The organism is Ligilactobacillus equi DSM 15833 = JCM 10991, assembly GCF_001435735.1.
GTDB classification, from domain to species: Bacteria; Bacillota; Bacilli; order Lactobacillales; family Lactobacillaceae; genus Ligilactobacillus; species Ligilactobacillus equi.
On record NZ_AZFH01000142.1, the window covers coordinates 1 to 937 of the forward strand.

The window sequence follows — 937 nt, forward strand, 5'->3', positions numbered from 1 at the left end:
TTAATTTCACGATTGGTAGTTGCATCATAAACAATCATCCAAGCGGATTGTTGACTTTCAGAATCATCAGCTGCATGCCATCCTTCAACATGTAGCTGGCCTTCATCGTTAAGATAAACTGAATCAAAAGCTGCTTCATTAGCATGTGTATTGGTGTGAATTGATTCAGAATCAACTTGATTGCCCACGCTATTGGTTTCAACTTTATTTGCTGTTACTTGACTTCTTGTTATGCTAGCATCATTAGAATTTTCGATTACTTCATTTTTTGTCGCTGATGATTCTACTTTATTTTTGATATTATCTTGATTAGCACTTTCCTTAGTTACCTCTGATTGGCTAGTATCCTCACTATTCTTTAACGTTATATCCTCTTGACCAACGACAGCCGATGTTTTATTTGACGCCTTTTCTTCGACTTGTGCTGTTGACATTGAGTCAGCAGAAACACTTCTTAACTCAGAATGTATCCCCACAATCAAGCCAAAAAACACAAGCGGCGCTACTACCCAGTTCTTCCCTGCTTTATACATTTTATAACGTTTTTTTATTTCTCTATTCAAACAAAAGTCCCCCATTATGTAAAACTATAGAATTATCAATAATTCATATTAGCTCAATAATTATCACTAAACAAGCTTTTTAATGAAAAAGGAGCGTAAATCCCCCTACTTTAGTGGGGGGATATAAGCTCCACTCGATAGCTCGTAAGAGCTATTTTGTTTTTTTCTAAATATTCTTTAGCTAATTTAGATAATATCTCTGAAACAGATGAATGTTCCTTGATTGTTTGTATTTTCAAGCTATCATTAAGTTCAACATTCATATAGATATTTATCCTTTTTTGTTTTCTGCCACAGCCCTCACTTTATGTAATTGAGTACGCGATTTGCTAGTTCGTAATATTTGAAAATTCGCAAAAAAAGCTTAACAGGGT

1 protein-coding gene is annotated in these 937 nt (G+C 34.4%); it reads right to left on the minus strand.

All coding sequences use genetic code 11. From position 1 onward, the window contains the following. Positions 1 to 563: KxYKxGKxW signal peptide domain-containing protein (locus FC36_RS11930; RefSeq protein WP_169790180.1), on the minus strand; the 563-nt coding region annotated here is incomplete at its 3' end. Positions 564 to 937: the final 374 nt, after the last annotated feature.